Origin of the sequence: Marisediminicola antarctica, assembly GCF_009930795.1 — a bacterium.
Lineage (GTDB): Bacteria > Actinomycetota > Actinomycetes > Actinomycetales > Microbacteriaceae > Marisediminicola > Marisediminicola antarctica.
In genome coordinates, this window is record NZ_CP017146.1 from 908,666 (window position 1) to 933,855 (window position 25,190).

At 68.4% G+C, this 25,190-nt stretch carries 21 protein-coding genes; 11 read left to right on the top strand and 10 right to left on the bottom strand.

The annotated features are described in order from the left end of the window. The first annotated feature begins 9 nt into the window (after nucleotides 1-9). Nucleotides 10-804 carry a hypothetical protein gene (locus BHD05_RS15660; protein ID WP_202614287.1) on the top strand — a complete coding sequence of 265 codons (795 nt, stop codon included), beginning with the start codon at nucleotides 10-12 and terminating at the stop codon, nucleotides 802-804. Nucleotides 805-995: 191 nt separating this feature from the next. Beyond that, nucleotides 996-1,640: a hypothetical protein gene (locus BHD05_RS04330; RefSeq protein WP_161885342.1), complete on the top strand. Its 645-nt coding sequence runs from the start codon at nucleotides 996-998 to the stop codon at nucleotides 1,638-1,640. 169 nt (nucleotides 1,641-1,809) lie between these two features. On the opposite strand, the gene BHD05_RS04335 is transcribed toward BHD05_RS04330, so the two are convergent. Both BHD05_RS04335 and BHD05_RS04340 read right to left on the bottom strand, forming a co-directional pair. Further along, a complete protein-coding gene (locus BHD05_RS04335) occupies nucleotides 1,810-2,586 on the bottom strand; it encodes an Fpg/Nei family DNA glycosylase (protein ID WP_161885343.1) in 777 nt (258 codons plus the stop codon). A gap of 4 nt (nucleotides 2,587-2,590) precedes the next feature. Then, a complete protein-coding gene (locus BHD05_RS04340; protein ID WP_161885344.1) occupies nucleotides 2,591-7,591 on the bottom strand; it encodes an Lhr family ATP-dependent helicase in 5,001 nt (1,666 codons plus the stop codon). Between the two features lie 273 nt (nucleotides 7,592-7,864). Between BHD05_RS04340 and BHD05_RS04345 the strand changes: the two genes are divergently transcribed. Continuing rightward, nucleotides 7,865-8,491 carry a DUF6157 family protein gene (locus BHD05_RS04345; protein WP_161885345.1) on the top strand — a complete coding sequence of 209 codons (627 nt, stop codon included), beginning with the start codon at nucleotides 7,865-7,867 and terminating at the stop codon, nucleotides 8,489-8,491. A 53-nt stretch (nucleotides 8,492-8,544) separates the two neighbouring features. Next, nucleotides 8,545-9,084 carry an NUDIX hydrolase family protein gene (locus tag BHD05_RS04350; RefSeq protein WP_161885346.1) on the top strand — a complete coding sequence of 180 codons (540 nt, stop codon included), beginning with the start codon at nucleotides 8,545-8,547 and terminating at the stop codon, nucleotides 9,082-9,084. Nucleotides 9,085-9,130: 46 nt separating this feature from the next. Here the strand turns inward: BHD05_RS04350 and BHD05_RS04355 are convergent, their stop codons facing one another. The 3 genes from BHD05_RS04355 to BHD05_RS04365 form a co-directional block, all read right to left on the bottom strand. Continuing rightward, a complete protein-coding gene (locus BHD05_RS04355) occupies nucleotides 9,131-9,526 on the bottom strand; it encodes a DUF1761 domain-containing protein (protein WP_161885347.1) in 396 nt (131 codons plus the stop codon). A gap of 63 nt (nucleotides 9,527-9,589) precedes the next feature. Continuing rightward, on the bottom strand, nucleotides 9,590-10,354 hold the full coding sequence (locus tag BHD05_RS04360; RefSeq protein WP_161885348.1) for a helix-turn-helix domain-containing protein: 765 nt from the start codon (nucleotides 10,352-10,354) through the stop codon (nucleotides 9,590-9,592). A gap of 111 nt (nucleotides 10,355-10,465) precedes the next feature. Beyond that, nucleotides 10,466-10,855, bottom strand: a complete 390-nt coding sequence (locus BHD05_RS04365) for a DUF6855 family protein (RefSeq protein ID WP_161885349.1) — start codon at nucleotides 10,853-10,855, stop codon at nucleotides 10,466-10,468. A 230-nt stretch (nucleotides 10,856-11,085) separates the two neighbouring features. Between BHD05_RS04365 and BHD05_RS04370 the strand changes: the two genes are divergently transcribed. Next, entirely contained in the window at nucleotides 11,086-12,282 is a 1,197-nt protein-coding gene (locus tag BHD05_RS04370; RefSeq protein WP_161885350.1) for an MFS transporter, read from the top strand. 326 nt (nucleotides 12,283-12,608) lie between these two features. Here BHD05_RS04370 and BHD05_RS04375 read toward each other — a convergent pair whose 3' ends face one another. The 5 genes from BHD05_RS04375 to BHD05_RS04395 form a co-directional block, all read right to left on the bottom strand. Then, nucleotides 12,609-14,606, bottom strand: coding sequence for a glycosyl hydrolase (locus tag BHD05_RS04375; protein WP_161885351.1), 1,998 nt, complete (start codon nucleotides 14,604-14,606; stop codon nucleotides 12,609-12,611). A gap of 8 nt (nucleotides 14,607-14,614) precedes the next feature. After that, the gene (locus BHD05_RS04380) at nucleotides 14,615-15,346 is read right to left on the bottom strand and encodes a biotin/lipoyl attachment domain-containing protein (RefSeq protein WP_161885352.1); all 732 of its coding nucleotides are present in this window, start codon (nucleotides 15,344-15,346) and stop codon (nucleotides 14,615-14,617) included. Beyond that, entirely contained in the window at nucleotides 15,343-17,202 is a 1,860-nt protein-coding gene (locus BHD05_RS04385) for a glycosyltransferase family 2 protein (protein ID WP_161885353.1), read from the bottom strand. Before BHD05_RS04385 ends, BHD05_RS04380 begins: the two co-directional genes overlap by 4 nt. Before the next feature lie 311 nt (nucleotides 17,203-17,513). Next, entirely contained in the window at nucleotides 17,514-18,521 is a 1,008-nt protein-coding gene (locus tag BHD05_RS04390) for an ornithine cyclodeaminase family protein (RefSeq protein ID WP_161885354.1), read from the bottom strand. Then, nucleotides 18,518-19,519, bottom strand: a complete 1,002-nt coding sequence (locus tag BHD05_RS04395; RefSeq protein WP_236966646.1) for a proline racemase family protein — start codon at nucleotides 19,517-19,519, stop codon at nucleotides 18,518-18,520. The genes BHD05_RS04390 and BHD05_RS04395 overlap by 4 nt, the downstream gene beginning before the upstream one ends. Before the next feature lie 24 nt (nucleotides 19,520-19,543). On the opposite strand from BHD05_RS04395, the gene BHD05_RS04400 reads away from it, so the two are divergent. The 6 genes from BHD05_RS04400 to BHD05_RS04425 all read left to right on the top strand — a co-directional run bounded on the left by BHD05_RS04400 (nucleotide 19,544) and on the right by BHD05_RS04425 (nucleotide 25,147). Further along, nucleotides 19,544-20,269, top strand: a complete 726-nt coding sequence (locus BHD05_RS04400) for a GntR family transcriptional regulator (protein WP_202614288.1) — start codon at nucleotides 19,544-19,546, stop codon at nucleotides 20,267-20,269. Nucleotides 20,270-20,453: 184 nt separating this feature from the next. Continuing rightward, complete coding sequence (locus BHD05_RS04405) at nucleotides 20,454-21,629, top strand: branched-chain amino acid ABC transporter substrate-binding protein (protein WP_161885356.1); 1,176 nt, start codon at nucleotides 20,454-20,456, stop codon at nucleotides 21,627-21,629. 85 nt (nucleotides 21,630-21,714) lie between these two features. Next, nucleotides 21,715-22,608, top strand: a complete 894-nt coding sequence (locus BHD05_RS04410; RefSeq protein WP_161885357.1) for a branched-chain amino acid ABC transporter permease — start codon at nucleotides 21,715-21,717, stop codon at nucleotides 22,606-22,608. A 1-nt stretch (nucleotide 22,609) separates the two neighbouring features. Continuing rightward, nucleotides 22,610-23,659 (top strand): branched-chain amino acid ABC transporter permease, encoded by a 1,050-nt coding sequence (locus BHD05_RS04415; RefSeq protein ID WP_161885358.1) that lies wholly within the window; start codon nucleotides 22,610-22,612, stop codon nucleotides 23,657-23,659. Continuing rightward, a complete protein-coding gene (locus BHD05_RS04420) occupies nucleotides 23,656-24,450 on the top strand; it encodes an ABC transporter ATP-binding protein (RefSeq protein ID WP_161885359.1) in 795 nt (264 codons plus the stop codon). The genes BHD05_RS04415 and BHD05_RS04420 overlap by 4 nt, the downstream gene beginning before the upstream one ends. Next, nucleotides 24,443-25,147, top strand: a complete 705-nt coding sequence (locus BHD05_RS04425) for an ABC transporter ATP-binding protein (RefSeq protein ID WP_161887342.1) — start codon at nucleotides 24,443-24,445, stop codon at nucleotides 25,145-25,147. The genes BHD05_RS04420 and BHD05_RS04425 overlap by 8 nt, the downstream gene beginning before the upstream one ends. The last annotated feature ends 43 nt before the right edge of the window (nucleotides 25,148-25,190 follow it).

The window sequence follows — 25,190 nt, forward strand, 5'->3', positions numbered from 1 at the left end:
AGGGCGCCGATGACCGATCGAAGAGGTGAGACGACCAGGTTTGACCCCCGGTTCGATCCGGCGTTCCAGCCCGGATACGACACTGCGGCGACACTGCAGGGCGAGAGGGTCGACGGCGGGGCGCCACGGCGGGGCATCGCGGATGCTCCCGACGCCACGGTCTCGGATCGCCGTAGTGCCGACCAGCGCAGTGCCGACCAGCGCAGTGCCGACCAGCATGCTGCCGACCAGCATGGCGCCGACCTCCCCACCACCGAGCGCCGCGCGACCGACCGCGCCACCACCGAGCGCCGCGCGACCGACCGCGCCACCATCGAGCGCCGCGCGACCGACCGCGCCACCGCCGAGCAGCCCGCGACCAACCGTGCCACCACCGACCGTGCCACCACCGACCGTGCCACCACCGACCAGCGCGCCGCTGGTTCGCAGTCGGGGTTAGCGCCGAATGGTTCCGGCCCGCGCCCGCACGGCCCCCCGCTTCCCTACGCGGAGGCCGAGACGGGATCGGGCGCACCGGGCAGATTCGGGGTCGAGGAGTCGGATGTCGCACCGCCCACCCACTCAGTGAATCCCTTCCTTCTGGTGCTGTGGGTCGCGAGTGCACTCATGGTGTTCGGCGGTGTCGCGCTGTTCCAGTGGGTCGGGCAGCTGACGGCGGAGGCCCAGCGCACTGGATCGGCGCCCTACGACTACTTCCTCGTGCAGAGTCTCATTTTCGGAGCACCACTACTGATGGTGCTCGGGGTCGCGACGGCCACCGGGATCCTGTTCGTGCACGCGGTGCGGTGGCGGAAGCGGCGGTAGGTCCACGCGGCTGCGGTATGCGGCTGGCGGTCCCGGTTCGAGCGACCGCGGCGTCGGTAGCGGAGGAGTTCACGCAGCCACGCCGGCATCGATGGCGCCGGGACACGGCGTGGCGCCGATTCTCCTGCGGAACCTGCTGCAGCGGGATGCCGCCAACGGTCCTAGACTCTGTCCACATCGGAGAGGTGAGGATGACTAAGCGAAGTGGTGGCGCGGCCGGGGCCGATCGGCAGTTCGACCCGCGGTTCGATCCGGCGTTCCAGCCCGGATATCGTCCACCGGCGGTGAAACCGAGCGGGTTAGAGGCGCTCGGGTCTGCCGTCACAGGCCAGGCGGCGAGGGTGGTGCCCGGACTCCGGTCGGACGCACCCGCCAGCACGGGTGTCAACGCGGGCACCGCCGGCACAGCTGGCGCGGCTGGCGCGGCTGGCGCGGCTGGCGCGGCTGGCGCGGCTGGCAGGGATGGCGCGGCTGGCGCGGCTAGCGAGACTGGCGAGACTCGCACCGCTGGTGCGGGCTACGCCGATACCAGAAACGACATCGCGGGCATCGACGACATTGCGCACGAGTCATCCGACGGATCGCATCGCCGAAATCCTTTCGTGCTCGTGCTCTGGGTGATCTGCGTGCTCGTCACCCTCGCGGGAATCGGGATGGTGCGCTGGTCGTTTGCGCTGACCGAAGATCTGCAGACCAGCGGTACCGCGACCCAAGCCGATTTTCAGCTCAGCTACCTGCTGCAACAGTCCGCGCCGCTATTCATCGTGCTGGCGCTCGCGGTGGCGACATTGACTGTCTTCCTGCATGCCCAGATCTGGAACAGGCGCCACAGCTAAGCGCGCGCGGGCGTCGGACGGAGCTTCGCGTCAGCTTTCGACGACTCGACTGTTCGGCGACTCGACTGTTCGACGGCTCACCTGTTCGGCTGCTCAGCCGTTCGACCGCTCAGCCGTTCGACCGTTCAACCGCTCACACGCCCGGCGGGTCAATCACCCCATCACCCCGTCAGCTCTGGCAGCTCGGGCACCAGAACGTCTCGCGCAGCTGGAGCACGTTGACGCCGAGGCGTCCCTCGAGAATCCGGGTGCCGCAGCGCATACAGGGTTGCCCGCTGCGGCCGTAGACCCAATCGGTCGCGCCTCGCAGGGTGCCCGTCGTGGTGCGCTCCACCCTGTCCTTGTTCGCGTCGATGAGCGAGTGCGCGAGCGCGATCAGCCGCTCCGGTTGCACCACCGAGCCCACGGGCCGTGTCGGCAGGATGCCGCGAAGAAAGCACAATTCGTTTCGGTAGACGTTCCCGAGCCCAGCGAGCACGCTCTGGTCCAGCAGCGCGAGTCCGACCGCGCGCGCCGGGTCGGCGGTGAGCCGGCCGAGCGCCTCGGCGGCATCCCAGTCCGGTCCGAGCAGGTCGGGGCCAAGGTGTCCGACGACGGTGTGCTCCTCCGAGCGCGGCACCACCTCGACGATGCCGAGCGAGTAGCCGACCGCCACCCAGCCGGCCGTCTCGAGCACGATGCGCGCCGAGTGCGCCGGACGCTTCCACTTCGTACCGGGCCGGTAGAGGTGCCAGGAGCCCTCCATCTTGAGGTGGGTGTGAATCGTATGCTCGCCGATGCGCATCAGGAGATGTTTGCCTCGGCTCGCGACCTCGTCGACCCGCTGGCCGGTCAGGTCGACGGTCGCGAATTTCGGAACTCGGATGTCGCACCGCGTGAGCTGGGCGCCCTCGAGCGCGGCACGCAGGTTCTTCGCCGTGCGGTAGACGGTGTCGCCCTCTGGCATCGGATCAGCCTCTCAGCCGCAGGCCCTGCGGCGTGGTCTGGAATCCGGCGAACGTGAGCGCGTCACCGAGCGGACTGCCGATCACGAACTGACCGTCGACCCGCTCGACCCGCAGCTTGCCGACCGAACGGCGGATCGTCTGCGCGAGCGACTCCGCCGCAACGACCAGGGTCGCCTCGTCGGCGCCGAAGGTCAGCACGGTCTTGCCGCCACGCTCGATGTAGAGCGCGAGCCGGCCGTCGACGAGCACGACAAGTGCGCCCGCCTTGCGTCCCGGGCGGTGGCCGCGCGCGCTGGGTTCGGGCGGGGCGGATGCTGGACCGCCCGAGCTGCCGGTTGTGCTGCCGGTCGTGCTGCCGGTCGGACTGCCGCTCGAGCCGCCGGTTGCGCCGCCGGTCGTGCCGACGGTCGAGCCGCCGACCGCGCCGCCGGTTGGGCCAGCGACCGGACCGTCGGACGGACGACCAGTCTGGCTGGCGATCGCCGCCCCGGCCGCAGCATCCGCCCCGGCCGCAGCATGCGCCACGGGCGCCGCTGGCCAGGGCAGCGCGGCCCCGTACGGGTTCGCGGGATCGGTCGCCGCGAGGGTGATGGCGACGGGCGGGGTGGAGTCGTCGGGCTCGCGGGTGAAGGAGCGCAGCCGGTCGACGGTCGCACCGGTGGCGAACTGCGCGGCGCCGAGGTGCTCGATGAAGTAACCGCGGCGGGCGCGTCCGGTGTCTTCGAAGCCGCTCAGCACCTTGTAGACGAGGCTGAAACCGCCGCGCACGCCCTCATTCGCGACGGCGCCACGCGTGACGACGCCGTGCCGCTCGAGAAGTAGCTCGGCGGTAGCGAGACCGCGGACGGTCGCATCGGGCTCCGCGAGGGGCAGCAGTGACCAGCGTCCGGCCACGCTCGGCGGTCCGCTTTGCATCGGTAGGGCCGGGCGGGCGCGTCCACGGTAGGCGCGGCTGCGCGGCACCCCGCGACGGGCCGGGGCCGCCCCGCCGAGAAACGACCGCAGCGGCGAGAAGGTGTCGTTGGTGATCAGGCCCGACCAGACGAGGTCCCAGATCGCCGCCGCGAACTGCTTGTCGTCGAGTACCCCGAGCTCGCCGCCGACTGCGTTCGACAGCTGCCGGAAGAAGTACGCCCCGCCACCCGCGAGCGCCGCAAGGATGGAGCGCTGCAGTTCGGTGGTCTCGTCGCCGGTCGGCTCGGCGAGTGTGACCGGCGCGGACTCCGCGAGGTGCAGGCTGATCCAGCCGTCGCTTCCCGGCAGGGCGCCGGTGCCCGACCAGATGACCTCGCCCGTCGCGGTGAGCTCGTCGAGCATCACGGGGGAGTAGTCGCGCACCCGGGCGGGCAGCACGAGGCTCTCCCACGCGGATGCCGGCAGAGCGACCCCCGCGAGCTGGTCGATGACCTGCGCGACGCCGTCCACCCCGCGCAGCGGCTCGGTCACGTGCTGCCAGGCGGGGAGGAAGCGGCCGAGCGTCGCGGCGTCCGCCGGCTCGACCTCGTGCCGGAGCGCGGCGAGCGACCGGCTGCGGAGCCGGCGCAGCACCTCGACATCGCACCACTCGCTGCCGGTCTGCATCGGCCTGAACTCGCCCTCCACAACCCGGCGCTGCTTCTCGAGCCTGCGCAAGGTATCGAGGACGACGGCGGTGCCCACGCCGAGCCGCTCGGCGGCGGCGGCGACGGTGAACGGCGCGTGGGTGCGGGCGTAGCGTCCGACGAGGTCGCCGAGCGGATCGTCCACCGGCTCGATGAACGCGGCGGGGATGCCGATCGGCAGAGGCGTTCCGAGCGCATCGCGGAGGCGCGCGGCATCCTCGATCACCGCCCAGCGGTCGGCGCCCGCGCGCCAGACCCGGTTGGCGCGGGCGAGTTCGGCGAGCCAGCGGGGCACGTCGGTGATGTCGTCTGCGTCACCCGCACGCCCGTCACCCGCACGCCCGTCACCCGCACGCCCGGCAGCCGCGCCAACGGCACCCGCACCCGCACCCGCACCCGCACCCGCACCCGCACCCGCACCCGCGGCAGCCGTACCCCCGGCATCCGCGCCCCCCACGACCCTCGGAACCGGCTGAACCCGCGCCTCGATCTCCTCAACCGACAGTGGGCCGAGGATGCGTAGCAGGTCGACGACGCCCTCGGCGCCCTTCACCTTGCGGTCTGGGGCGAGGCGCTGCAGCTCGAGCTCGGTGCGCTCGATGACGTCGGGGTCCAGCAGTTCGCGCAGCTCTGCGCGCCCGAGGAGCTCAGCGAGCAGGGTCGAGTCGAGTGACAGCGCGGCGGCCCGGCGCTCCGCGAGCGGGGAATCGCCCTCGTACATGAACGCGGCCACGTATCCGAAGAGCAGCGACCGGGCAAAAGGTGAGGCTTGCTCGGTCTGTGACTCGACCACGCGAATCTGCCGGCTCTCGACCTGCTTCGCGAGCGCGATCAGGCCGGGCAGGTCGTAGACGTCCTGCAGCACCTCGCGCACCGCCTCGAGCACGATCGGAAAACTCGGGTACTTCACCGCGACCGCCAGTAATTGGGCGGATCGCTGCCGCTGCTGCCAGAGCGGCGACCGCTTTCCGGGGTTGTACCGCGGCAGCAGCAGGGCGCGCGCGGCGCACTCCCGGAACCTCGACGCGAACAGCGCCGATCCGCCGACCTCCTCGGTGACGATGTCGCTCAGCTCGTCGGGATCGAAGACGAACAGCTCAGCGCCCGGAGGCTCGCTGTCGGTGTCGGGGATGCGCGCGATGACGCCGTCGTCACTCGCCATCGCGGCGCCCTCCATGCCATAGCGCTCGCGGATCCGCGCGCCGACGGCCAGCGCCCACGGCGCGTGCACCTGCATGCCATACGGCGAATGCAGGATGACCCGCCAGTCGCCGAGCTCGTCGCGGAACCGCTCGACGACGAGCGTGCGGTCGGAGGGGACGTGGCCGGTGGCCTTCTTCTGGTCGTCGATGAACGCGATGAGGTTGTTGACGGCACGGTAGTCGAGGCCGCCGGCGCCGACGCGGGCGCGGGCATCCTCGATCGACGCGGTCGCGACCTCGCGAGTGAACGACCCGATCGCCCGGCCGAGCTCGGCGGGCCGGCCGATACCGTCACCCTTCCAGAACGGCACGCGGCCCGGCTGGCCGTAGGCGGGGGTGACGAGCACGCGGTCGTGGGTGATGTCCTCGATGCGCCAGCTCGTCGCCCCCAGGGCGAAGACGTCGCCCACCCGGGACTCGTAGACCATCTCCTCGTCGAGCTCGCCGACGCGACCGCCTCCTCCGCCGGTTGGGCCTGCCGAAGCTCCGGTTGAGCCGACCATGAAAACGCCGAACAGCCCGCGGTCGGGGATCGTTCCGCCGCTCGTGACGGCGAGGCGCTGAGCACCGGGGCGTCCGGTGATTGTGCCCTTCACACGGTCCCAGATGATGCGAGGCCGCAGCTCGGCGAACTCGTCCGAGGGGTACAGTCCACTCAGCAGGTCGAGGGTCGCGTCATACGCGCCGCGCGGCAGGTTCGCGAAGGGGGCCGCCCGTCGCACGGTATCGAACCACTCCTCCACATCGAGGGTGTCGAGGGCGACCGCGGCGACGGTCTGCTGCGCGAGCACGTCGAGCGGGTTCGTCGGCACGGTCAGCGCCTCGATCTGGCCTGACGACATCCGCTCGCTCGCGACCGCGGAGTGGATGAGGTCGGCGCGGTGCTTGGGGAAGATGATGCCGCGCGACACCTCGCCGACCTGGTGGCCGGCGCGGCCGACGCGCTGCAGCCCGCTCGCCACCGAGGGCGGTGCCTCGACCTGGATGACGAGGTCGACCTCGCCCATGTCGATGCCGAGCTCGAGCGACGAGGTCGCGACGACGCAGCGCAGGCGGCCGCTCTTGAGGTCGTCCTCGATGAGGGCACGTTGGTCCTTGGACACGGATCCGTGGTGGGCGCGGGCGAGCGCGGTGGAGCTCTGAGGATCGCGCCAGCGATCCTGCGACCCCAGCGCCGAGGGAGCCTGCGACCGAGGGTCTTCCCCCACCGCGGACTGAGGCCCAGCGAGCGGGTCGCCACCGGCCCCCACACCGACGAGCTCCGGCTCGGCGGTGCGCAGCGCCCAGATTTCATTGAGCCGCGCCGTGAGCCTCTCGGCGAGCCGCCTCGAGTTCGCGAAGACGATCGTCGACCGGTGCTCGAGGATGCGGTCGACAATATTCTCCTCGACGTGCGGCCAGATCGAGCCCTGGGTCGGCGCGCTTCCCGCGGCGGACCCCTCGAGGATCGGCGCGGTGCCGAGCTCGGTCATATCCTCGACCGGGACGACGACGGCCAGGTCGAACTTCTTCGTCGACGGCGGCGCCACGATGCTCACGTGCTCGCTGCCGCCGAGGAACCGCGCGACCTCCTCGTGCGGGCGCACGGTCGCGGACAGTCCGATGCGCTGTGCCGGCTTGTCGAGCAGGGCGTCGAGCCGCTCGAGTGAAATAGCGAGGTGCGCGCCCCGCTTCGTCGATGCGACCGCGTGCACCTCATCGACGATGACGGTGTCCACCCCGCGGAGGGTTTCCCGCGCCGAGGCCGTGAGCATGAGGTAGAGCGATTCCGGGGTCGTGATCAGGATGTCGGGGGGCGTGCGCTGCAGCATCCGCCGGTCGCCAGATGTCGTGTCTCCCGAGCGCACGCCCACCGTGATGTCGGGTGGCACTTCTCCGAGTCGGCGGGCGGTCTGGGTCACACCGACGAGCGGTGCGCGCAGGTTGCGCTCCACATCGACCGCGAGGGCCTTGAGCGGCGAAATGTACAGCACGCGGGTGCGCCGGTTCGGCTCGGGCGGTGCGGGCGCGGATGCGAGGCGGTCGATCGACCACAGGAATGCAGCGAGGGTCTTCCCCGACCCCGTCGGCGCGACGACGAGGGCGTGCGCTCCGCTGGCGATCGCGCTCCACGCGCCGGCCTGCGCGGTCGTAGGCGCAGCGAACGCCCCGGTGAACCATTCGCGAGTGGCACGGGAAAAAAGGTCGAGCGGCGAGCCCATTGCTCCATCTTCTCCCACGGCGCCGACAATCCGCCGGGCTGAGAAGGGCGGGCGCACAGGCCCGGCGCGCAGGCCGGCTGAGAAGGGCGGGCGCACAGGCCCGGCGCGCAGGCCAGCTGCGAAGGGCGGGCGCACAGGCCCGGCGCGCAGGCCAGCTGCGAAGGCCAGCTGCGCAGGCCGGCTGCGAAGGCCGGGCGCGGACAGATGAGCGCATACGCCGTAGCGCCGCGCAAGCCCATGGTGCCTGACGGGGGCGCCTCCTAGCATCGGGGAATGGATCGGGTGGATTACGTCAACACTTTTATCGCGGTAGCGCCCGATAATCGGGCGGTGCGGGGAGTGAGACCGCCAGCGCGTCACGGCAGCTCGACCGAGCCGACCGGCCCGATCGCGACGGACCCAATCGCGACGGGCCCAATCGCGACGGGCCCTATCCCCGCCGGCCCCATCGCGACGGGCCCCACCCCGACCGACCGCATCCCGACCGGCCGTATCCCGAGCGGCCGTATCCCGAGCGGCCCCATCCCGAGCGGCCCCATCCCGACAGGCCCTATCCCCGCTGGCCCCGTCCCCACCGTCGCCGCGCTCACCTACGAGCTGATCACCGGGCATCCGTACGAGCTGACCTCCGGCGATGTCATCTTCACCGTGATGGCACTGCGTCGGGGGATACCGGATGCCGATCGCGTCGCCGCCCGAGCCGAGTTTTACGCCGCGCCCCGGGCGTGCCTGCGCTCCTCGGATCTCGGCAAGCGATATGGCTGGGGCATTCACGCCGACGCCGACGGGCGTCTCGCCCTCTATGGGGTCGAGTCGCACGAGTACGGCCGGCTGCTCGACGGGCGCGATCCGTTTGGCGCCTGTGTCACGGTGACCCGGGCAATGCGCAGCTCCCGCTGAGCCCGCCCGCGCCGCGTGACGCGCACACACTGTTTCGTGGGCGAGAATGAAGCATGAGCTCAGTAGGCACACCCGACCCGAATTCCGGCTGGCTGTCCGACGAGGAGCTGGCCGAAACCAGACGCCGCCTCCCGCTGCTGTACGTCGAGGCGGTGCCAGTGCGCGTCAACGGGCTCGGAGAGATCACCGAGGTCGGCATCCTGCTCCGCGCGAACTCCGCGGGCGCGATGACCCGCACCCTAGTCTCCGGTCGCGTGATGTTCGGCGAATCGCTGCGCGACGCGCTCTTCCGCCACCTCGAGAAGGACCTCGGGCCGATGGCGTTCCCACTGCTACCTGCGAGCACGGTGCCATTCTCGGTCGCCGAGTACTTTCCGTTTCCGGGCACGCAGTTCAGCGATGCCCGCCAGCACGCCGTGTCGCTCGCTTACGTCGTGCCCGTCACCGGCTCGTGCGATCCGCGCCAGGATGCCCTCGAGCTCACGTGGATGAGCCCCGCGGATGCCGCATCCGACGCCATTGCCGCCGAGATGGAGGGCGGGCGCGGCGCACTACTTCGCGCCGGCCTCGCATCGGTCGGTCGACTCTTCTAGCCCACCGGCACTGGCACGAACCGATGTGCAGCGCGGCTAGGCTTCGTCAGCCCTGCACTGCACCGATGATGGCCCCCATGATCGTGAAGGCCACGATGTTGTAGGACGCGTTGATGAGGAACAAGCTCACCGGTCGCCGCTCGAACAGGTAGTTGATGCCGAACGCGGCGGTAACCCAGGTGACGCCGACCGCGAACCCGGCGGAAGTTCCGAACACCGTGCCGCCGGACCCGATGAACGCAGCGAGGCTCGCGGCCATGACCAGGGCGAGAGAGAACGATCCGATGAAGACTCGCGCTGACCCGCTGCGCAGGGTCTCATCGGTGACGCCTGCCGCCCGCTGCCACCTTGTCGCGAAGAGCAGCGAGTACCAGAGCCCGCCGATGATGAAGGTCGAGAGCGCGGCGAGTGCAACAGCGAGTGGGTTGATGACGATGTCCACGGTTACTCCTCAGGGCCGGATCCTGAGTCTGTTCCAGCGCACGTCGCCCGCGATTGTAGAAAACTAACCCGTATCGATCGACCTGGTAGGCAGGAACGAGGGCGCCGCGCCGACGGTGTTCCTCACCGATTCGAGATACCGCTGTGGAGTCTGGCCGGTGAAGCGTGTGAAGGTGTGAATGAAATGGGGTTGGTCGTAGTATCCGGTCTCGGCGATGAGCTCGGTCCAGGTCGGGATGGGAGCCCGCGAAGGAATCGAGTTGACGAATCGGTGCAGCCGAGCCACCTCCGCGTATCGCTTGGGGGTGATGCCGCAGTGCATCGTGAAGAGGTTGATCAGCGCCTTGCCCGAGATGCCGACCGTGCGTGCGACGTCGGCGATGCGCAGGTTCGGGTCGTCGTCAATCATCCGCAGGGCGCGCTCGAGGGCGGGGTGGCGCGACCACTCGGGTCGTATCCACTCACGGAGCTGAGTCTCTACCGGGTCGAGAGCTTCGACGGCCGCAGTTGCCCGCAGAATCGAGGCCCGAAGTGCTGTAATGCCGGGCATCAGCGGTTCGGCATTTAGCACCTCATGTCCCACGCTGTGATCGGTGAGCGCGATCAGCCCACTGGGCCGCAACCGGATCCCGACGTGGTGCAGCACCGCGGGGTTCTCGTTGATCAGCACCGTGTGCTGAACTCCGGCGACGAATGCACCCTCGACGCGCTGGGCAACGGTGACGCCATCCAGCTGGCGGACCCTAGAGGGCTCGCTCAGGTTGATGATGAGGTGGACAAACGGCAGCGGCAGAATCCGTTCAAACTGTTGCGGAGACGGAGCGCGCAAGTACCACAGCCGCTCCGCGATCGCGTCGAGCGACCGCTCGGCGTGCGCTCGAGGTATTCGAGCGGCGACCAGTCCGTCACCGGATGCTCGGCGCTCACGGCACCGCGCGCATCAGAGCGCTCGCACCGAATTGTTCCGGGGGTCGTGGGTGAGCTCGACGGTCCCGAGGTGCTCGAGCAGTGGCGGCAGGTACATCCCGAAGCGCCCACGGTAGCCGTTGCGCAGCCCGTACCACCCGCCGACGGGGTTACTGGCCGAGCGCCCCCACGCCTCAACGGTGCCCTCGGTCACCGCCTTCTTCTCGTCCGCGGCACCGAGCGGCACCCAGTCGCCCTGTTCGGCGAGCCACGCGTGCAGGTCGTCGATGGCGCGCGCGTGGTACTTCAGGGTGGTGGAGCTCACCTGGCAGACGAGCTCGTCGCCGTCCACATACATCGTGTACTGCGAGGTGCCCGGCGCGGTCGTGAGCTGCCAGGGGGAGTCTTTGGTGCCGTCGACCACGGGGGCCTCCAGGTGAGGTGCAGGAACTTGGGTCTCAGAACGAATTGTGACAGCAGCGGCGCCCAGCCGCCCTGCACAATGGAACCCCTGTTCGATCAGGTGTCTTCACGGTACAGTCCCGGGCGACAGCGTCCGACGCTGCGGTGGCCTGACGCCGGGCACGTTTCCCTGCCCAGAACTGGATCGAATACGACTGCGGCGGGAGTAAACCGTTGCCGTAAAATGGTGCGATGGTCGAGCCCGCTGACCCGCTGACACCCGGGGGCTTCGATGCGGCCGAGTCCCGGCTCTTCACGGGGCCGTTTATCGCGCTCGCCGTCGCGGACCTGGCCTACTTCACGTCGCAGGGGATGCTGATCCTCGTCACCCCGCTCTTTGCACGTGGTCCTCTGGGTGCCGATCCCGTGGGCGTCGGGATCGCGGTCGGCGCGTTCAGCGTCACATCGCTCGTCCTCCGGCCGTGGAGCGGGCGCGAGTCCGATCGACGCGGACGGCGCCCACTCCTGTTCGTCGGAGCGATCCTGGCGGCGGCTGTCATCCTCGCGCACACGATGGTCACCGACCTGTTGGTCCTCATCGTCCTTCGTCTGGTCCTCGGGGTCGCAGAGGCGCTCTTCTTCGTCGCCGGTTTCGCGATGCTCGCCGACCTCGCGCCTCGTGGCCGCGAGGGCGAGGCGCTCAGCTTCAACTCGCTTGCGCTGTACCTGGGCATTGCCTTCGGTCCGCTGCTCGGAGAGTTACTGCTCGACATGGGCGGCTTCCCAGTGGCCTGGATCGGGGCCGCTGCGCTGTCGCTGGCCGCCGCGCTGCTCGCGCTGCGCCTGCCGGTGACCGGCCGGGTTCCGGATGCCGATGGCGGTCCGATGATCCTCATCCACCGCGGCGTGGTGTGGCAATCTGCCGGGCTGTTCACTGGAGTGGTGGCGATGGCAGGCTTCCTGGCCTTCGTCGCCATCTACGGGCGCGACGAGCTCGCCATGCCGAACACCGGTCCGGTCCTGCTCCTGTTCGGACTCATCGTGGTCGGTTGCCGGATCGTTTTTGCGAAACTCCCCGATCGGGTGGCACCGTTCCGGCTGGCATCGGCGGCGCTCGCCTTGATCGCCGTGGGCATGGCCACGACCGGTCTGGTTCCCAATGTCCCTGGTCTCTTCGCCGGCGCAGCGGTCATGGCGGTCGGGGTCGCCTTCGTGACGCCCGCGTTCTTCGCCGCCATCGCCCGCGGGCTGGAACCATCCGAGCGCGGGGCGGCGTTCGGCACGGTCAGCATCTTCCTGGATCTGGCCTTCGGCGGAGGGCCGGTGCTGCTGGGGCTCATTGTCGGGGCTGCGAACATCCCGAGTGCCTTCCTCATCGCCGCACTCATCCCCGCGGCCGGTGCCCTCGTCACGGCCTTCGCGGCACTGCGTGCACGCGCCCATTCCTAGCCAGGCTGCCAGCTGGAAACACGCTGCCGGGCCGTCCGGTCGTTCGATCTCGTCGGGAGAGCTGATGGTGATGACGCCCCCCCCCGAGTCGGCACCTGCCCATGTGCACGCGCCGAAGGCCGCGATCATGAGGCCCGACCGGGTCGTGGACCGCGACGGGTGCAACAGCCTGCTGCATGCCGACGGGATGCCTGTGGAGTCGGCGCACGGCGGCAGGCTAGCTGAAACTGCGCCGAGTACGGAGTTGTGGCCGTTGACCTGGCCTGACGAGGGACCACAACTCCGTACTCGACGCGATATCGTGACCCGGCACGACGTCGTGCCCGTTACCGCGTCATCAACCACGCGAGCATGTAGCTGCGCGAGTTGCCGTCGTCGAGCAGCTCCTCGGGCATCGACTTGGCCGCGCTGACCAGCTCGGCGTTGTCGGCGGTGCCGAGTCCCGCGTACATGAGCAGCCAGTCGCCGTACTGCACGTCGAAGCCGCCCGGTGTGGCCGCGGCCACGTTCTCATCGACCCGCTCGGGGTCGGTGCCGAGGTACTCGGAGGCCGGGCTCATCGGCAGTGCGATGATCGCGAGCTTCGCGGCCGGCTCCGCGCTGAACCATGTGGCATAGTCGCGCTTGGCCCCCCAGTTCAGCGGAGCGATCGAGTGCTCATAGCCGTCGTAGACGCTCTCCGAGCGGTCGAAGTTGGTCCAGTAGGCATTCGCGGAGTCGGCCTCGGCGGCCAGCATCCAGCGCGCCTGCGTCTCGAGCGCGGCGTCATCGGTGGTTGCGGCCCAGAGGGCGAGCCCGTTCCACGCGAGCACGGCCTCGGAGCTCGACTCTTGGTTGTTGCCGTCGGCGAACGGCGAGTACCCGGATGCCCACGAGTGGCCCGCGTAGGCGTCGAACGCCCGGCGCTCGGGGAACAGGGTCGAGTCGCCGCTCGTGGCGACGTCGGCCGCGAGCAGCGTCATGACCGGTTCGATCTTCTCGAGCAGGGTGTCGTCGTACTTCGCCGCGACGGATGCCGCAAAGAAGAAGTATCCGTAGTGGAAGTGGTGGTCGTTGAACTCCTCGGAGCCGAACGAGGGCGCCAGGCCCACGATTCCCTTGCCCTCGGGGTCGTAGACGAAGCAGCGTTCCTCGCGCTCGTCGCATCCGCCCGGCTCCATCCACTCGGCGAGGGCGCCGCTCAGGCGCTTGGACAGCACCGCGGCCGACTCCTCGTCGCCGAGCTGCTCGGCCAGGTCGAGGATGTTGGCCAGGCGGTACATCGCTTTGCCGCCGAAGTACGTGTCGGCCGGCAGGTCGATCTCGCCCGCGGCGTCCTTCTTGACCTGCTCGGCGAGTGTCGCGCGCTGGTCGTCGTCAAGAGTGCTGATATCGACGCTCGCGCTCGGCTCGATCGCCGGCGAGGTCCACGACAGGCTCGTGCTGGACTGGAGGGTCATGGTGCCGTACGCGGACTCGTAGCTGCCGAGGCCGGCGTCCGCGTCGGATGCCTGCTGGTGCGGCATCGAGGCGATGAGCGTGTCGCCGTCGGCGCGGTAGCCGAGCGTCGTCGAGGCGGTCTCGCCGTCGACGGCGTACTCGATGCTTGTCGACTCGACCGGGGCGGCGGATGCTGCGAGCTCGGCGATGTCGCCATCCTCGGGCACCGCGAACCACACTGCGGTCTCGCCGCCAGCCAAAGCCAGGGTCGATCCGTCGAGCTCGCCGGCGGTCGTCAGGCCGTACTCGGTGTCGGCGACGGTCGCCGAAGCGAGCTCGCCGTCGACGGCCTCGAACGGTGCGCCGAGCTTGAGCTCGACGTCCTGCTCGGCCGTGAAGCTCACGAGTGGGGACCCCTGGGCGATGGTGACCGCACCGATCGGCTCGCCGTCGGAGTCGAGCTGGTCGATCGTGACCGAAGCCTCGTCGTAGGCGCTGATCTCGCTCGCGGCGGCACCGGCATCCACCGTGATCGACGGGGTGAACGGCGCGCTGATCGTCTGTGCGCCGGTCGTCACCTCGGGCAGGCCGAATGCGAAGCCGGGCTCGGTGAGGTTGAATGACAGCGGCAGTGGGAACACCGGCAGGGGCTCCTCGCCGAACACGAGGCCGGAGAACCACTGGTTCGTCGGCGGGAGCAGTCCCTCAGCCAGCCGCGACTCGGGGGCCGGGGCAACGCTGCGCTGCACGATGCCGTCAACGAGGCTCTGCATGCGGGAGTCGGGGAAGATGCTCTCCCCGGATCCCGAGCTCGTGCTGCTGTCTCCCTCACCCGTGGTGCAGCCGGCGAGGAGCGCGATGGCGAGGCCCGAGGCGATGCCCCCGCTGATGGACCGTTTCGTCACGCTCGGAGTCATATGCCCACCTGTTCCAGGAGTCGATAAAGGGAGTCTTTGATACCCGCGAGCGGGCCTTCTTCGCGCAGGTGCAGGATCGCGGTGACCGGGGTGCCGCTCGCGACGAGCCCGTCCATGTCGCCCACGATGAACTCCTTGCTCGTGACCTCGAGTTGCACGTTGGCGTTGCCGTCGACAGTGTCGACGGACTTCTTGGCCACGGTCGCCTCGATGCGCTCGTGGTCGGGCAGCACGATCTCGACCCTCGCGCCGTCCTCGATGCGGGTGAAGTTGTACGGGTCGATGATGAAGTCGGCCAGCACGAAGATTGACTCGTCGCGTTCGACCGTGGCGAGCGTCTGTCCTGCGCCGACGAATCCGCCGACCTGGGCCTCGACCTTGGACAGGATCCCCGGCTCGGTTGCGATGAGGGTGAGGGTGCCGTCGTCGGCGACGATATAGGCCGTGTTCTCGGGCACGCCCTGCGTTGACTTGAGCGCGTTCAGCAGGGTCGCGCTCTGCACGCTCAGGAGCTTGTCGCCCTTGGCGACGGCGGCGCCCTCCTCGACGAACTGCTCAGTGACGGTTCCGGCGTAGTCGGAGCCGACCGAGTAGGAGACGGCCTCGAATGAGGCGGTGCGGCTGGCGACCTGGCCCTCACGCTGGGTGAAGACCATGGTGGCGGCGGCGACGATGATGAGCACGAAAAGTGCCCCGCCGAGAAGTCTGAATCGGTTGGACCAGGTCATTTGAGGCTCCTCCGGGTGGGGTAAGTGAGGGTGGGGTCTGTCGCTGTCGCTGTCGCTGTCGCTGTCGCGGTCGGGATGTCGGCGTCGGCGCGGCGACCGGCCAGTGCGGGTTCCGCGTCGGGGCGCACCGTCAGGTACTCAGCCCGGCCGAAGTAGGGGTTGAGGCGGGCACGGCCGGACGAGGCTTCCCGTTCCTCCTCGGCGTCGCGGGCGTCGGCCTCGTTTCGCGATGCCGCGAGGCGCATGGCCCGCGGCTCGCGCAGTGCGGCGATGATGAACACGCCCATCACGATGGTGTTGGTAAGGTTCCAGCCGGTCGCGAGGGTGAGCGTCTGGTGCATGTAGTCCTTATAGACGCCGACAATTGAGGTCAGCACCAGGAACAGGAACACGAGCACCTGCGGAATGATGAAATTGAACGGGGACGACCGCTTGGCGCTGCCCCCTGTGACGTGCCACTTCTGCTCCCGCCCGGCGAACACGTTGATGAACGCGCGGATGTAGATGGGGAACGACACGGTGGCCATCACGAGTGTCTCCAGCCGGAACGAGCCCATGGTGTTGAACGCCAGCAGGATCTGCAGGCCGTAGAAGCCCAGATAGAACAGCGCCCAGGTCAGCCACGTGACCGTGAGGTTCACGGGCCGCAGGTCGAAGTAGATCTCGAGCGGCGGAACCATCAGCAACAGCAGCGGCGTGATGCCGACGAGGTAGTGGGTCGCCGTGACGAAGTACTGCAGGCGCTGGTCGGCGGTGAGGCGCACGCGCGGGCTGAGCGGGTTGGACTGCATGAGGATCTCGAATCCTCCGGATGCCCAGCGCAGCTGCTGCTTCGTGTAGTCCTCGATCGTCTCGGGGGCGTCGCCGGTCGCGAGCGTCACCGCGATGTAGACGGACTTCCAGCCGGCCTGGTGCAGGCGCAGCGACGTCCAGACGTCTTCGGACTTGGAGTCTGTGCTCATGCCGCCGACGTCGTTGATGGCGGTGCGGCGGAAGATGACGTTGGTGCCGACGCAGAACGCGGCGTTGAATCGGTTGCGGCCCGGCTGGATGAACCGGTAGAACACCGACTGCATGAAGCCGGCACCGCGCGAGATCAGGTTGTGCATGTTGCCATAGGCCTGGGGGGTCTGCACGAAGGCGAGCTTCTCGTCGACGAAGAACGGCACGGTTTCGTAGAGGAACTCCGGCTCCGGCACGAAGTCGGCGTCGAAGATAGCGAAGTACTCGCCGTTCGACAGGGTCAGAGCGTGGTTGATGTTGCCAGCCTTTGCGCCGTTGCTGCTGAGCCGACGAACGTAGCGGGCACCGACCTCTTCGGCGAGGTCCCGCACGACATCCGAGCGTCCGTCATCGAGGATCCACGTCGTGTGCTCGCCGCGCATGGCGAGAGCGGCGACCACCGTCTTACGGATCTTCTCGACGGGCTCGCCATAGACGGTGATGAACACGTCGACTCCGACGGGCTGCTCCTCGAGCATCATCGGCCAGTACTGGGGGTGATCCTCGAGGTTGTGCTCGTCGACGGACTCGCCGTCGAACAGGCGCTCCTGCGCGTGGTGGAAGGAGAAGTCGCGCGGGTCTCTTCCGCCGGACAGGATCGTCCACATCGAGACGAGCGCCTGCGTGACGAGCACGAACTCGGCGGTGATGACGAGCGCGTAGGGCAGCCAGTCGCCCCGGTTGTCGGGGTTCAGCAGGAACCAGGTGTAGCCGAGCACGCCGATCGTGGCCATGAGCACGAAGAGAACGAGGGTCGGAGAGTGAACAGCGGTGTTCTCCACACGGTTGGGGAGAGGCTCGCGTTCGGTGCGGCGCGGCCCGCGGTACGGGCGTTGAGTGCGGTTAAAAGCCATGCGTTCAGTGGATCCGATCCGCCACAGAGGCACGCGGGGGCGCACGTCATGAGGCTGGGGGGCGATGACGGCGTTCTTGACGTCGGTGGGGGATTACGGTGGCGGGGTATCAATCCCGTGCCGGGGCAGTCATTGCGCTGGCATCGTCGGGAGAACCACGAAGTTCGTAACTTTAGCCCCGAATGGGGGTCAAGCGCGAGAGGTTGGGCGCTTTTGTACCCCACTTGTCCCCCTAGTGGCGCAAATGTACCCCGAAATGGGCGCGGGTGTACCCCAGGAGACGTGTGGCCATTACCCTCGCGCCTCGGCGATCAGCCGCGCCGATAGACCTCCGCGGCGATGACAAGGTCTTCCCAGGACATGCCCGAGCTAGTGAACACGCGCGGCCGGCCGCGGTCGACCGGCACGGCACCGGTGACGATTGCGGCGAGCGGCACGAGATGGTCGGCGTCGATCATCCCCTCACCGATCGGGATGACGACGTCGCCGCCCTCGCGCAAGGCCACCGCGATGTCTTCGACGACAACCTGGGCTCGCCCGATGAGGGCGGAGTCGAGTTCGCGGGCATCCGTCTCATGCGATCCGACCGCGATCGTGCAGGAGTCGACGGGCACGAGGGAGCCGTCGAAGAGGGGCGCACGCGCGGTCGTCGCGCAGATGATGAGCTGCGCGTCGCGCACGTCGGATGCCGAGCCGACCGTCGCTGCGATGCCGACCGATCCAGCGGTGACGCCGTCGGTATCCGACCGGGCAGGAACCGCCGCGGGCACTCCCGCCGACACCCGCGCAGCGAAGGCGTGGGCCTTGCCCCGGTCGCGGGCGACAACGGTGACCCGCCCGATCGTGCGGATCGCCCGCATCGCCTCGACGTGTCCCCAGGCTTGCGGACCGGATCCGAAGACCACGAGATGGTCGACGACCTCTGGTGCGAGGAGGTCGGCCGCCGCCGCGGACACCGCGGGAGTGCGCAGCGTCGTGAGTGCGGCCCCGTCGATGAGGGCGACGGGGGCAAGGGTGGCGGCGTCCATGAGCAGGTAGACGCCCTGGATGCGCTCCATACCGAGCGCGGGATTACCCGGCGCAACGGTCGCGATCTTGACCCCGACGAACTCGCTCGACGCGCTGGGCATGATCAGCAGCTGCCCGCGGGCAACAGCGAGGATGCTGCGGGCGAAGTCGCTCTCCGGCTCCAGCCCCTGCTTCAGTGCTCGGCCGAGGGCCGCGGCGGCGTCGCCGAAGCCGACCCGCCCGAACACCTGCTCGGCCGAGATCCACGGGGGGCCGGCCGTGCCACCCGCCCGGGCCTCGGTGCCGCTCATCGGAGCACGAACCCGGTACCGATCGGGTCCCTCGGGTCGAGCGTGAAGCGGTGCTCGCCCGTTTGGTACGCCATCCCCTCGACTGTCGGCAGGATGCCGCGCCGGTCAGTGCCATCCGGCGCCGGCGTCGCGTGCCCGAGGAACCGGGTTCCGATGATCGAGTCGTGGGTGAGTGTCTGCCCTGGAGCCAGTCGTCCTGAGGCGGCGAGGAGAGCGAGCCGCGCCCCGGTGCCGGAGCCGCACGGCGACCGGTCGACCTCCCCATCGGCGAAGACCGTCACGTTGCGCTGGTGCGGACCGTCGGCCGTGTCGCCGAGGTCGTCGTAGAAGATCGTGCCGTAGACGCCGCTGAGCCGGGCATCGCTCGGGTGCCGCGCGAGCGAGTGGTCGTTGAGCGCCCACTTGATCTCGCGCCCGACCGCGATGAGCTCGGGGTAGTTGTCGGGCGTCACAGACAGGCCGAGGGTGTCGGCCTCGACACTCGCGTAGATGGCACCGGCATAGCTCAGGTCGACGGATGCCCGGCCTCGCGAGGTCTCCACCTCGACGCCGCGGGCGATGGGGTAGGACTCGACGTTGTCGAATACGACCCCGATCACCACGCCGTTCACCTGGGTCACCCTGGCGACGACGCGACCGGAGGGCACATCGATCGTCACGGCGGTCTCGCCCGTCGGGTCCGACCTGACGCGTCCGGTCTCTATCGCCCAGACGCCGAGCGCGATTGTGCCATGGCCGCACGCGGTCGAGTAGCCGTCCTTATGCCAGAACAGCACGCCGAAGTCGGCACCGTCGTCATCGGGAGGCACCACGAAGCAGCCGTACATGTCGGCGTGGCCGCGCGGCTCCTGGCAGAGGAACTGGCGTACCGCGTCGATCTCGGGGGTGCCGCTCGCGGCCATTCGACGCTCGGCGACGGTGGAGCCGGGAATCTCCGGGGTGCCTTCCACGACGATCCGGAACGGTTCTCCCGCCGTGTGATAGTCGATCGTCCTCACGGAATTCGTAATATGCCACATATCATGATGCTATCCACGAACGCTCGAGAATCGAGCTCGTCGCCGAAAGCGGGAACCCAGATGAGCGTGTCGACGATCCGCAAGGTCGAGAAGACGGCGAGCCTGCGCGACCGGATCGGCGAGGCCCTGTCGGCCGCGATCATCTCGGGCGAGCTCGCGCCAGGCACCCTCGTCTCGGTGCCGGCGCTCGCGACGGAGTTCGAGGTGTCGGCGACCCCCGTCCGCGAGGCGATGCTCGACCTCGAGCAGCGCGGCTTTGTCGAGTCCGTGCGCAACAAGGGGTTCAGGGTGACCCAGGTGAGCCTTCGGGACCTGCGCGAGATCGTCGAGCTCCGTCAGCTGCTCGAGGCGCCCGCGACGGCGGCACTCGCGGGCAAGGTTCCGCCCGCCCGGATGCCGACGTGGCGCGCGATGGCCGACGAAATCGGCGCTCATGCGGAGGCTGCCGAGCTCACCCAGTTCATCGAGTCCGATCGCGACTTCCATCTCGCGCTGATCGCGGAGTATGGCAATGAGCGGCTCGTCACGCTCGTTCGTGAGCTTCGGTCGCAAACCCGCATGGTGAATCTCGCCAGGATGGCGCACAGTCCCGAGCTGTCGGTCTCGGCCAAGGAGCACCACCAGATGCTCGACCTGATCGAGTCCGGCGACGCCGAAGCGCTCGAGAAGCTCACGGTCGCCCATCTTGGTCACGTGCTCGCCTGGTGGGCGGAAACACCCGCCGAATAGGCCCTGCTCTGCGGGTTCGGCCGGTGGCGGCCCGCCGCCAAATCGTGACCTTCTAGTGTTTGACACACGAAAGAGTGCCATGTCATATTTTACTGGAGCGGTGCTGCTCCCAAGCTGAGCTTTTCCTGGCGAAGCATTCGGTGGAGGCACCCGCGGAGTGTCCCCACCCAAGGAGAGGCAGATTATGAAAACCCCCAGGCGCACTACAGCCCTACTGGGCATCGCCGCAGCCGTGCTGCTGGCCACCACAGCATGCAGCGGCGGACTGCTCGGCGGCGACTCCGAGCCCGACGGCGAAGCGGAAGCCGGCCCGATCAAGATCGGCATGGTCATCCCGATCTCCGGCAGCAGCGCACCCACCGGCGCGTATATGGAGAACGGCGCCCAGCTCGCCGTCAACGAGATCAACGACGCCGGCGGAATCCTCGACGGACGCATGCTCGAACTCCTCGTCGAGGACGAGGCCTGCGACGCCCAGCAGGGGGTCGCGAGCGCCAACAAGCTCGTCTCGAGCGAGGTCGTCGTCTCGGTCGGCGGATACTGCTCCGGCGCCACGCTGCCACAGCTGCCGATCTTCGGTGGCGCGAACGTCCCGATGATCATTCCCGCCGCCAACTCCCAAGACCTCGTGCGCGAGGGCCTGGACAACGTGTTCCTCATCAACGGCACCGGCCTCCAGCAGTCCACCGCGGCCCTCGACTTCATCACGAAGTCGGGCTACACCATGGTCGCCCTGGTCGATGACAACACGAGCTACTCGACCGACATCACCACCGAGACCGAGTCGCAGATCACCGAGGACGGCACCGCCGAGGTCGTGCTCAACACCTCGGTCAACGCGGGTGAGAGCGACTACTCCGCCGTCGTGCGCGACATCACCGGCTCCGGCGCCGAGATCGTCTACTGGACCGGCTACTACCAGGAGGGTGGCCTGATCGTCGACCAGCTCCGCCAGGCGGGCTACACCGGCGACATCATGGTCGCTGACGGCAGCGCCGACGCGACGCTCGCGGAGATCGCCGGCGACGCGGCCGAAGGCGTCTTCGCCACGATGACGCCGACCCCCGACACCCTCGAGGGTGCCGAGGAATGGATCGCGAACTACGAGGCTGAGTTCGACGCCGCTCCCGGCCCGTACTCGACGCAGTCGTACGACGCGGTGCGTCTGGCCGCCGAGGCGATCGAGACCGCCGGAAGCACCGACGGTGACGAGATCATCGCGGCGCTCGAGGGAATCAGCGGCTTCGACATGTTCTCCGGCCCGCTGGAGTTCACTGACGAGCACACGCTCTCCAACGGCGGGTTCGTGATCCTCAAGATGGAGGGCGGCAAGTTCATCCTCGAGGACTCCCTGTCCTGATCGTCTGATTGACGGATGCCGCGGCCGGCGTCCCTGAGACCCGGCCGCGGCATCCGTCGTATTCCCCTCACTGGACAGGTACCTCATGAGTCAAATCATCTGGGACGGGCTCTTCGTCGGCTCGTTCTATGCCCTGATCGCGCTGGGATACAGCATGGTCTACGGCATCATCAAGCTCCTCAACTTCGCCCACGGCGACCTGTACATGCTGGGAGCCTTCATCGGGTTCGCCGTGCTCGCGTCGTTCGGCGGACTCGCCACCTCGCTCGGGCTGTTCGCCCTGATCATCGTGATGATGCTGAGCATGGTGATCACAGGCACGGTCGGCGTGGTTATTGAGCGCCTCGCCTATAGACCGTTGCGGGGGGCCCCGCGATTAGCCGTGCTCATCACAGCGGTGGGCGCCTCCTTCACACTCGAGTACGGCATCGCCGCCATCGCCGGTCCGAACCCCAGGGGATTCCCGATCCGGCTTACCGGCGACGTGTTCCTGGTGCTGGGCGCGCGGGTGACCCTGCCCCAGATCGTGCTGATGATCATCGCCGGGTTGCTCATGATCGCGCTCGACACCTACATCCGCCGCACCTCGACCGGCCGCGCGATGCGGGCGATCTCCCTCGACATGAAGGGAGCGCTGCTGATGGGAGTCAACGTGAACGCCGTGATCAGCCGCACCTTCTTCATCGGCTCGGCGCTGGCCGGAGCCGCCGGAGTGATGGCGGGGGCCTATTACGGCAAGATCGACTTCCTGATGGGCTTCATCATCGGCCTCAAGGCGTTCACGGCGGCCGTCATCGGCGGGATCGGCAACATCCGCGGGGCCATGCTCGGCGGCCTCGTGCTCGGCCTGATCGAGGCCTTCGGGTCTGAGCTCGTCGGCGGGCAGTGGCGCGACGCCTTCGCGTTCGCCGTGCTCATCCTCTTCCTGACCCTGCGCCCGACCGGAATCCTCGGCGAGCGCGTTACGGAGCGTGTCTGACATGAGCGAGAACACCGACACCACCTTGGCGCCGCCCGCCCCGCCGAAGAAGAACACGCTGGGCGCCCGCATCACGGCAATCTTCGAGAACAAGTACATCGGCTGGCCCGCCCTCGGTATCGCCCTCGTGATGCCGTTCATCACGGCATCCGCCTATTCGCTCAACGTGATGACCACCGCGCTGATCTTCGTGGTGCTCGCGGCTGGCCTCAACATCGTCGTGGGCTACTGCGGGCTGCTCGACCTCGGCTACATCGCCTTCCTCGCGGTGGGTGCGTACACCGCCGGCATTCTGTCGAAGATGTTCGAGCTGCCCGTCTTGTTCACCCTTCCCGCGGTGATCGTGATGACGGTGCTTGCCGGGCTCCTCATCGGGGCCCCGACTCTGCGGCTGCGCAGCGACTACCTCGCGATCGTCACGCTCGGTTTTGGTGAGATCACCCGCATCACCGCCAACAACCTCCAGGTGACCGGCGGACCGTCGGGAATCTTCGGCATCCCCAGCTTCCTCACGATCGGCGAACTCGACCTCCAGCAGCCGGTGATCTTCTACTACATCACCGTGCTGATCGTGGCGGGGCTCGTTCTCGCGGCAGCGCGGCTGGGCAAGTCCCGTCTGGGCCGGGCCTGGCGCTACGTCAAGGAGGACGAGGACGCCGCCGAGGCGATGGGCATCCACACCTACAAGGTAAAGCTGCTCGCCTACATCTTCGGCGCAGTGTGGGGCGGGTTCGCCGGCATCCTGTTCGCCTCGCACCTGTCGGCCGTGTCGCCGCAGAGCTTCCTGTTCCTGCAGTCCGCCCTCGTGCTCATGGCGGTCGTGCTCGGCGGTATGGGCAACATGAAGGGAGTCGTCATCGGCGCCCTCGTGATCAGCCTGCTGCCCGAACTGCTCCGTGACTTCGCCGAGTACCGCTACCTCGTCTTCGGTGTGCTGCTCGTCGTCGTCATGGTGTTCCGCCCGCAGGGCTTCTGGCCGGCCAGGGGGCACGAACCCGAGCGCAAGATGACCGCGGTGGATGCCGCCGTGGCCGAGGGGAGAAGCCGATGAGCGCCGTGCTCGAGGTCACCGACCTGCAAATCCAGTTCGGCGGGGTCAAGGCCGTCGACGGTCTCTCGTTCGTCGCCAATGCCAAGGAGATCATCGCCGTCATCGGCCCGAACGGGGCAGGCAAGACGTCGGCGTTCAACTGCATCACCGGCTTCTACAAGCCCACCGGCGGCAGTGTGAAGCTCAACGGCGCCGAGATCACCGGCAAGCGCCCGGCCGACATCGCCTCGGGGGGAGTCTCGCGAACGTTCCAGAACCTGAGGCTGTTCCCCGACCTCACCGTGCTCGACAACGTGCGTGCCGGCATGCACCTCTACGGTGGCCAGAACTTCCTCGACGCGATCTTCCATACCCCGCGGTTCAAGCGCAGCGAGGCTCTCTACACCGACGAGGCCCACTACTGGCTCGACTTCGTCGGTTACAAGGGCGAGCGCGGCGTGCCGATTCGCAACCTGGCCTACGGCCAGCAGAAGCAGGTGGAGATCGCCCGGGCTCTCGCCCGCAAGGCAGAGCTGCTCCTGCTCGACGAGCCCGCTGCGGGGCTCAACCACAACGAGAAGCAGACGCTGCTCGAGCTCGTGCGGCGCATCCGCGACCTCGGCACCGCTGTCGTGCTCATCGAGCACGACATGGGCCTGGTGATGGAGGTCTCGGAGCGCATCGTGGTGATGAACTTCGGCAAGGAGATTGCCGAGGGAACCCCCGCAGAGGTGAAGGCGAACCCCTCCGTGATCGAGGCGTACCTCGGCAAAGACGACGAAGAGGAGGTGCCCTCTCGTGGCGATGCTTGAATTCGACAACGTCGAGGTGTTCTACGGCAAGGTGCAGGCACTGCGCGGAATAAGCCTGCGGGTTGACGAGGGCGAGATCGTCGCCCTGCTCGGCAACAACGGGGCCGGCAAGTCGACGACGCTCTCGACGGCGTCCGCCATCGTGCGCGCCACGTCCGGCACGGTGACCTTCGACGGCGCCGACATCTCCAAGGCGCACCCGTGGAACGTGGTCGGCGCGGGTCTCATCCACGTGCCGGAGGGTCGTCGCATCTTCAGCACCCTCTCGGTGCTCGAGAACCTCCAGCTCGGCGGCTACCTCGTGAAGGAGCGCGGCGTCGTGGCCAAGCGGATCGAGCAGGTGTTCGAGCTTTTGCCGCTGCTCGCGGAACGCCGCGCTCAGCATGGCGGAACGCTGTCGGGCGGAGAGCAGCAGATGCTCGCAATCGGGCGGGCGCTCGTGGCCGGTCCGAAGATGCTCATGCTTGACGAGCCGTCGATGGGGCTGGCCCCGCTCATTGTCGCGCAGGTGATGCAGGTCATCAGCGACATCCGCGACCAGGGCACGACCGTGCTGCTCGTCGAGCAGAACGCCCGCGCCGCGCTCAAGGTCACCGACCGCGCCTACGTGATCGAAGAAGGCGCGACCACGCTGGAGGGTCGTGCATCCGACCTCATTGCGGATTCCCGCATCATCGACGCCTACCTTGGCGCGTGACCGGTTTCTCGATCCCGACCGGCGCCAGTAGTGTGTAACATAC

Bases quoted from the DNA above. Each gene is read 5' to 3' on its own strand.
- BHD05_RS04385 (WP_161885353.1), bottom strand. From the start codon at position 17,202: ATGGCTTTTAACCGCACTCAACGCCCGTACCGCGGGCCGCGCCGCACC.
- BHD05_RS04425 (WP_161887342.1), top strand. From the start codon at position 24,443: ATGCTTGAATTCGACAACGTCGAGGTGTTCTACGGCAAGGTGCAGGCA.
- BHD05_RS04340 (WP_161885344.1), bottom strand. From the start codon at position 7,591: ATGGGCTCGCCGCTCGACCTTTTTTCCCGTGCCACTCGCGAATGGTTC.
- BHD05_RS04330 (WP_161885342.1), top strand. From the start codon at position 996: ATGACTAAGCGAAGTGGTGGCGCGGCCGGGGCCGATCGGCAGTTCGAC.
- BHD05_RS04350 (WP_161885346.1), top strand. From the start codon at position 8,545: ATGAGCTCAGTAGGCACACCCGACCCGAATTCCGGCTGGCTGTCCGAC.
- BHD05_RS15660 (WP_202614287.1), top strand. From the start codon at position 10: ATGACCGATCGAAGAGGTGAGACGACCAGGTTTGACCCCCGGTTCGAT.
- BHD05_RS04415 (WP_161885358.1), top strand. From the start codon at position 22,610: ATGAGCGAGAACACCGACACCACCTTGGCGCCGCCCGCCCCGCCGAAG.
- BHD05_RS04370 (WP_161885350.1), top strand. From the start codon at position 11,086: ATGGTCGAGCCCGCTGACCCGCTGACACCCGGGGGCTTCGATGCGGCC.
- BHD05_RS04405 (WP_161885356.1), top strand. From the start codon at position 20,454: ATGAAAACCCCCAGGCGCACTACAGCCCTACTGGGCATCGCCGCAGCC.
- BHD05_RS04420 (WP_161885359.1), top strand. From the start codon at position 23,656: ATGAGCGCCGTGCTCGAGGTCACCGACCTGCAAATCCAGTTCGGCGGG.
- BHD05_RS04410 (WP_161885357.1), top strand. From the start codon at position 21,715: ATGAGTCAAATCATCTGGGACGGGCTCTTCGTCGGCTCGTTCTATGCC.
- BHD05_RS04390 (WP_161885354.1), bottom strand. From the start codon at position 18,521: ATGAGCGGCACCGAGGCCCGGGCGGGTGGCACGGCCGGCCCCCCGTGG.
- BHD05_RS04400 (WP_202614288.1), top strand. From the start codon at position 19,544: ATGATGCTATCCACGAACGCTCGAGAATCGAGCTCGTCGCCGAAAGCG.
- BHD05_RS04345 (WP_161885345.1), top strand. From the start codon at position 7,865: ATGGATCGGGTGGATTACGTCAACACTTTTATCGCGGTAGCGCCCGAT.
- BHD05_RS04335 (WP_161885343.1), bottom strand. From the start codon at position 2,586: ATGCCAGAGGGCGACACCGTCTACCGCACGGCGAAGAACCTGCGTGCC.
- BHD05_RS04380 (WP_161885352.1), bottom strand. From the start codon at position 15,346: ATGACCTGGTCCAACCGATTCAGACTTCTCGGCGGGGCACTTTTCGTG.